At 68.9% G+C, this 6,536-nt stretch carries 5 protein-coding genes; 3 read left to right on the top strand and 2 right to left on the bottom strand.

All coding sequences use genetic code 11. The features are described from left to right. Nucleotides 1-703: MFS transporter (locus JMF90_RS18465; protein WP_201325297.1), on the bottom strand; the 703-nt coding region annotated here is incomplete at its 3' end. A 298-nt stretch (nt 704-1,001) separates the two neighbouring features. Between JMF90_RS18465 and JMF90_RS18470 the strand changes: the two genes are divergently transcribed. From JMF90_RS18470 to JMF90_RS18480, 3 genes are all read left to right on the top strand, one after another. Then, nucleotides 1,002-2,039, top strand: coding sequence for a LacI family DNA-binding transcriptional regulator (locus tag JMF90_RS18470; RefSeq protein WP_011549854.1), 1,038 nt, complete (start codon nt 1,002-1,004; stop codon nt 2,037-2,039). 188 nt (nt 2,040-2,227) lie between these two features. Then, complete coding sequence (locus JMF90_RS18475) at nt 2,228-4,009, top strand: IlvD/Edd family dehydratase (protein ID WP_011549855.1); 1,782 nt, start codon at nt 2,228-2,230, stop codon at nt 4,007-4,009. A gap of 32 nt (nt 4,010-4,041) precedes the next feature. After that, nucleotides 4,042-5,220 (top strand): fumarylacetoacetate hydrolase family protein, encoded by a 1,179-nt coding sequence (locus JMF90_RS18480; protein WP_054928660.1) that lies wholly within the window; start codon nt 4,042-4,044, stop codon nt 5,218-5,220. 205 nt (nt 5,221-5,425) lie between these two features. Here the strand turns inward: JMF90_RS18480 and JMF90_RS18485 are convergent. After that, on the bottom strand, nt 5,426-6,536 hold a 1,111-nt coding region (locus tag JMF90_RS18485; RefSeq protein ID WP_201325298.1), incomplete at its 5' end, for a methyl-accepting chemotaxis protein.

The following is a 6,536-nucleotide window of genomic DNA, read 5'->3' on the forward strand; positions in this document are numbered from 1 at the left end:
CCTTTTCGTCGGCGGACAGCCACTTCGCCGACTGCGGGCCGTCGCCCAGGCACGCCAGCACGATGAACGCCACGACGATCGACGGCAGCCCTTCGAGCAGCAGCATCCATTGCCAGCCGCTCATGCCCGACAAGCCGTGCGTCTGCTCCATCAGCCAGCCGGACAGCACGCTGCCCAGCGTCAGGCTCAGCGGGATCGCGACCAGGAAGCCCGACATCGCCACGCTCTGGCGCCGCGCCGGGAACCAGTAGTTCATGTACAGGATGACGCCCGGGAAAAATCCCGCTTCGCACAGCCCCAGCAGAAAGCGCAGCGTGTAGAACATCGTGGTCGTCTGCACGTGGAAGAACTGCGCGAGCGGCACGATGAACGCCATCGACGACGACACGATGCCCCACGTGATCATGATCCGTGCGATCCAGAAGCGCGCGCCGTAGCGGTGCAGCAACAGGTTGCTGGGCATCTCGAACAGGAAATAGCCCCAGAAGAAGATGCTGGCGCCGAGCGCATAGACGCCGTCGCTCAGGCTCAGGTCGTCGAGCATCTGCAGCTTGGCGAAGCCCACGTTGACGCGGTCCAGGTAGGCCACGACGTAGCAGAGCAGCAGCAACGGCAGGATGCGCCGCATGACCTTGCGATAAAGGGCGTCTTCGGACGAGTCGGCCGCGGCCGGTGCGGCAGCGGCCTGCGTGAGGGATGGCATCGGTCTGTCTCCTGTTTATGTCGATCTTCTTCGTACCGGCGAGTGCGTTTGACGCATCGATGTTACCGATAACATCCGGTGGCAAAAAAAAGCCGGCGAGGCGACGGGAGCGATCAGCACGTTGATACCGGTAACAAAATCGAAGGTAGCACGTCGCGACAGGCACGTACAAGTGTCGCCGGACGCGTGGTTTCCCTAGTACGGCCCTCACCGCGACGGGCACGCCGCGACCGTGCCTGGACGATATGCCGCACCGGTATGATGTAGCCTTTCCGGCTCTCTCCCGATCGCGATTCCGATGCCCAGCCCCACCGCCGTCCGGCCCGCCGGGCCGCCCCGCATGTCCGACGTAGCGCGCCTTGCCGGCGTATCGAAGATGACGGTATCGCGCGTGCTCGCGGGCCACAGCGTGGCCGCCGAGACGCGTGCACGGGTCTGCGAGGCCATCGACCGGCTCGGCTACGTGGCGGATGCCGCCGCGGGCGCGCTGTCGTCGGGGCGCTCGGAATTCGTCGCGGTACTGGTGCCGTCGCTGTCGAGCTCCAACTTCTCGGACACCGTGCGCGGCCTGACCGATGCGCTCGAACCGCACGGCCTGCAACTGCTGCTCGGCGACACCGACTACGACCTCGAACGTGAAGAACGGCTGGTCCGTTCGATGCTGCGGCACCAGCCGCGTTGCATCGCGCTGACGGGGTCGCAGCACACCGACGCGACGCGCAAGGTATTGGAGCGCTCCGCGATTCCCGTGGTCGAGATGTGGGACCTGCCCACGCACCCGATCGACACCGCCGTGGGCTTCTCGAACGTGCGGGCCGCCCGTGCGATGGTGCGTCATCTGGCCGAGCGCGGTTACCGGCGCATCGGCTTTCTCGTCGGCGCGAGCGAACTGGATCGCCGCGGCTTGGACCGGCTCAAGGGCTACCAGGCGGAGATCAAGGCGCTCGGGCTGGGCAAACCGCGCGTCGTGCGGCTCGGCGAATCGCCGATCACGATGAGCCACGGCGGGCCGGCGATGGCGGCGCTGCTGGAGCGCTGGCCGGACACCGACGCGGTGATGTGCGTGAGCGACATGTCGGCGTTCGGCGCGATCATGGAATGTCACCGGCGCGGGCTGTCAGTGCCTGCCGACATCGCAGTGGCGGGCTTCGGGAACTTCGAAGTGGCGACCTGCTGCCACCCGACCATCACGACCGTGTCGGTCGACGCGTACGGCATCGGGCTGCGCACGGGCGAGGCGTTGCTGGCGGTGCTGCAAGCCCGTGACGGCGGCGAGCCGACCGAGTCGAAAAGCATCCGGATCGACTACACGATCATCGCGCGGGAAAGCGCCTGACGGGCCGACGGCCGGGCGTGCGCCGACGCGCGACATGCGCGGCCTCCCATCGGCCCCCTGGCCTGCATCTGCGCCACGCGCACACGAAATCCCTTCCGCTACGCAAAAAACCCGTGCTAACATCCCATCGATGTTACCGGTACCATCCGGCATGCAAAATCAAGAAGGCCCTTCGGAGACAGCCTGCCATGTCACACACCCCTCGCCGTCTGCGCAGCCAGGAATGGTTCGACGATCCCGCGCACGCAGACATGACCGCGCTCTATGTCGAGCGCTTCATGAACTACGGGTTGACGCGCGAGGAACTGCAATCGGGCCGCCCCGTCATCGGCATCGCGCAGACGGGCAGCGACCTGGCGCCATGCAACCGCCACCACATCGAGCTGGCCGAACGCACGAAGGCCGGCATCCGCGATGCGGGCGGCATTCCGATGGAGTTCCCCGTGCATCCGCTGGCCGAGCAAAGCCGCCGGCCCACCGCCGCACTCGACCGTAATCTCGCGTACCTCGGGCTGGTGGAAGTGCTGCACGGCTTTCCGCTGGACGGCGTGGTACTGACGACCGGCTGCGACAAGACCACGCCGGCCTGCCTGATGGCCGCGGCGACCGTCGACCTGCCCGCGATCGTGCTGTCGGGCGGCCCGATGCTCGACGGCTGGCATGAGGGCAAGCGGGTCGGCTCGGGCACGGTGATCTGGCATGCACGCAACCTGCTGGCCGCCGGCGAGATCGACTACGAAGGCTTCATGCAGCTGACCACGGCTTCATCGCCGTCGATCGGCCACTGCAACACGATGGGCACCGCGCTGTCGATGAACAGCCTGGCCGAGGCGCTGGGCATGTCGTTGCCGGGCTGCGCGAGCATTCCCGCCGCGTACCGCGAGCGCGGCCAGATGGCTTACGCGACCGGCAAGCGCGCGGTCGAGCTCGTTCGCGAAGACCTGCGCCCGTCGACGATCATGACGCGCGCGGCGTTCGAGAATGCGATCGTCGTGGCCTCCGCGCTCGGCGCATCGACCAACTGCCCGCCGCACCTGATCGCGATTGCGCGCCACATGGGCGTCGAGCTGAGCCTGGACGACTGGCAGCGTTTCGGTGAAGCCGTGCCGCTGCTCGTCAACTGCATGCCGGCCGGCGAATACCTCGGCGAAAGCTTCCACCGCGCCGGCGGCGTGCCCGCCGTGCTGCGCCAGCTCGATGCGGCGGGGCTGTTGCGACGCGACTGCCTGACCGTGTCGGGCCGCGCGATCGGCGAGATCGCCGACACCGCGCAGGACGCCGACCGCGACGTGATCCGTACGCCCGACGCGCCGCTCAAGCATGGCGCCGGCTTCATGGTGCTGTCGGGCAACTTCTTCGACAGCGCGATCATGAAGATGTCGGTGGTGGGCGACGCGTTCCGCCGGACCTACCTTTCCGAGCCGGGCGCGGAGAACACGTTCGAGGCCCGCGCGATCGTGTTCGACGGCCCCGAGGACTACCACGCCCGCATCAACGATCCCGCGCTGAACATCGACGAGCGCTGCATCCTCGTGATCCGCGGCTGCGGCACGGTCGGCTACCCGGGCAGTTCCGAAGTCGTGAACATGGCGCCGCCCGCCGAGCTGGTGAAGCGCGGCGTGACGTCGCTGCCGTGCCTGGGCGACGGCCGCCAGAGCGGCACGTCGGCCAGCCCGTCGATCCTCAACGTGTCGCCGGAAGCGGCAGTGGGGGGCGGCCTCGCGCTGCTGCGCACGAACGACCGCGTGCGCGTGGACCTGAACCGCCGCAGCGTCGACGTGCTCGTCGACGAGGACGAACTCGCGCGCCGCCGCGAGACCGCAAGCTTCACCGTGCCGCAGGCGCAAACGCCGTGGCAGGAACTCTATCGCCGCTTCGTCGGCCAGCTGTCCACCGGCGGCTGCCTCGAACCGGCCACGTTGTACCTGAAGGTAATCGAGCAGCGCGGCAACCCGCGCCATTCGCATTGACCCCACCGCCTCCGACTCTTGCCGAGCTGACCATGCGTACTCCTTCCGTTTCCGATTGCCTGCCGCACGACCTCGACCACGCGCTGCTGATCGGCCGCGTCTGGCGGCACGACGGCGCCCACGCGGGCCCGAGCGTCGTCGCCGTGCGCGGCGGCGAAGTGTTCGACATCACGCGCACCGTGCCGACCACCGCGGACCTGTTCGACCGGCCCGACGCAGTCGCGCTCGCGCGCACCGCTTCCGGCGAATCGCTCGGCCGCGTCGAGCCGCTGCTGCAGGCGGCGCTCGACGGCACGCCGGGTGCCACGCACTTGCTCGCGCCGTGCGACGTGCAGGCCGTCAAGGCGTGCGGCGTGACCTTTGCGGTCAGCCTGATCGAGCGCGTGATCGAGGAACAGGCCGGCGGCGATCCGGCCAAAGCACGGGAGGTACGCGACACCATCGCCGCGACCATCGGCACCGACCTGTCGAAGATCGTGCCCGGCTCGGAAGCCGCGCTGCGCCTGAAGGCGGAACTCGAGCGCCGCGGCGCGTGGTCGCAATACATGGAAGTCGGCATCGGCCCGGATGCCGAGGTGTTCTCCAAGGCGCAGCCGATGTCCGCGGTCGGTTTCGGCGCGGACGTCGGGCTGTTGCCCGTGTCGGTGTGGAACAACCCGGAACCGGAGATCGTGCTGGCGGTCGCCGGCGACGGCAGGCCGGTGGGCGCGACGCTCGGCAACGACGTGAACCTGCGCGACATCGAAGGCCGCTCGGCGCTGCTGCTCGGCAAATGCAAGGACAACAACGGCTCGTGCGCGATCGGCCCGTTCGTGAGGCTGTTCGATGACGGCTTCACGCTCGACAGCGTGCGGGCATGCAGCGTGTCGCTGCGCGTCGAAGGCGCGGACGACGGCTTCGTGCTCGACGGCATCAGCCACATGCGCGAGATCAGCCGCGACCCGGCCGACCTCGTCGCGCAGACCTGCGGCGCGCATCACCAGTATCCGGACGGCTTCATGCTGTTCCTCGGCACGATGTTCTCGCCGATCCAGGATCGCGACGCGCCCGGCGGCGGATTCACGCATCACCTGGGCGACCGCGTGACGATCTCCACGCCCGCGCTCGGCGCGCTCGTCAACACCGTGCGGCTTTGCACGGAGATCGCGCCGTGGACCTTCGGCGTGCGTGCGCTGTATGCGAATCTGGCTGCACGCGGGCTGCTGGCCTGACCGGAACGACGGCGATACGGCCTCCCCACCCGCGATCGATTGCAGTCAGCTGCGGCGTGGGCGGCGCACCCGCGGATCGGCGCAGGATAGAGGCGCGATCCGGCCCGCCGTCGGCGGGCATGCAGCCGGCCGGCTTCGCGGCCGCGTGCTGCTCCGCCGGCCTCTCGCAGGAAACCGGGGCCTGCCCGCCCCGTCAAGCCGCCCGTCACGCCGGCACCGCACGCTCCGCCAGCTTGAACTCCCCGACCGTCTGCGCGAGCCGCGCCGCCTGCTCGCGCAGCGACGTCGCGGCCGCCGCCGATTGCTCGACGAGCGCCGCGTTCTGCTGCGTCGTATCGTCGAGCTGCGACACCGCCTGATTCACCTGCTCGAGCCCCGTGCTCTGCTCCTTCGCGGCGACGCTGATTTCGGCGATCACGCTGGTGATGTTGCGCACGCCGTCGACGATTTCGTCCATCGTCGCCCCGGCCGTCTGGACCAGCCCGGAGCCGCCCTCGATCTTCTCGACCGACGAATGGATCAGCTGCTTGATTTCCCGCGCGGCCTGCGCGCTGCGCTGCGCGAGCGCACGCACCTCCCCGGCGACGACCGCGAAGCCGCGGCCGTGCTCGTTCGCGCGGGCCGCCTCGACGGCGGCGTTCAACGCGAGAATGTTGGTCTGGAACGCGATGCCGTCGATCACGCCGACGATGTTGGCGATCTCTGCCGACGCCTGCGTGATGTCGCTCATCGTCGACACGACTTCGCGCACGACCGTGCCGCCCCGCAGCGCGACATCCGACGCCGATTCCGCCAGACGGTTCACCTGGCTCGCCGCATCGGCCGAATTGCGGGCCGTGCCGGCGATCTCCTCGAGCGCGGCGGCCGTTTCCTGGAGGCTCGACGCCGCGTGTTCGGTGCGGGCCGACAGATCCTGATTGCCCTGGGCGATCTCGGCGCTCGCGAGGTTGACGGACGTGCTGAACGCGCGGATCTGCAGCAGGATCGCGCTGATCTTCTCGGCGAATGCGTTGAACGCCCGCGCGATCTGCGCGGCTTCGTCCGTGCCGTCGGCAGGCAGGCGCTTCGTCAGGTCGCCGCTGCCGCTCGATACGTCCGTGAGCGCATCGCGCACCATCAGGATGCGCTTGAAGGCCGCGTTCGTCATCGCGCCGACGAGCGCGGCCGCGATGATGGCGACGATCACGATCGCCAGCAGCGTCGTCGTCGCGACCGCGCGCATGCCGGCCGTCACGTCGCCCTTGTCGAGCGCGAGTACCAGCGACCAGTCGGTGCCGACGATCGGTTGCGCGCGCATCAATTTGGCGGCGCCGTCG

It is taken from the genome of Burkholderia sp. E168m23, from assembly GCF_016586125.1.
GTDB classification, from domain to species: Bacteria; Pseudomonadota; Gammaproteobacteria; order Burkholderiales; family Burkholderiaceae; genus Burkholderia; species Burkholderia orbicola.

Coding starts and splice junctions, on each gene's coding strand:
- JMF90_RS18470 (WP_011549854.1), top strand. CDS start 1,002: ATGCCCAGCCCCACCGCCGTCCGGCCCGCCGGGCCGCCCCGCATGTCC.
- JMF90_RS18475 (WP_011549855.1), top strand. CDS start 2,228: ATGTCACACACCCCTCGCCGTCTGCGCAGCCAGGAATGGTTCGACGAT.
- JMF90_RS18480 (WP_054928660.1), top strand. CDS start 4,042: ATGCGTACTCCTTCCGTTTCCGATTGCCTGCCGCACGACCTCGACCAC.